Source organism: Gilvimarinus sp. 1_MG-2023 (assembly GCF_030548285.1).
Genome location: NZ_JAUOSC010001851.1, coordinates 1 through 231, shown reverse-complemented (window position 1 = coordinate 231; position 231 = coordinate 1). Strand labels below are relative to the sequence as shown.

The 231-nt window shown below is 35.1% G+C and carries 1 protein-coding gene; it reads right to left on the bottom strand.

The genetic code is table 11. The annotated features are described in order from the left end of the window. On the bottom strand, positions 1 to 206 hold a 206-nt coding region (locus Q4563_RS23095), incomplete at its 3' end, for a hypothetical protein (RefSeq protein ID WP_303606214.1). Positions 207 to 231: the final 25 nt, after the last annotated feature.

Here is a 231-nt window from a genome sequence, read left to right as displayed (position 1 = left end):
GCCTTGTAACGTTCTAATTCTGATGTTGTAAATCCATATTTTTTTGCGCGTTCATTTTCTAACAACAACGCTTTAATACCATGTTTTACTTTGTCTTCTTTTAGAGTTGCTCTTAAATAATAACAATCCTGATTGCTTAAAAATTTTCCAATTCCAGCAGAAGCAGACAAAAACGGAGCATCTGGCAACAATTCTACCTCAGCCAATCTTTGACGTAGCATTCCTGTATAC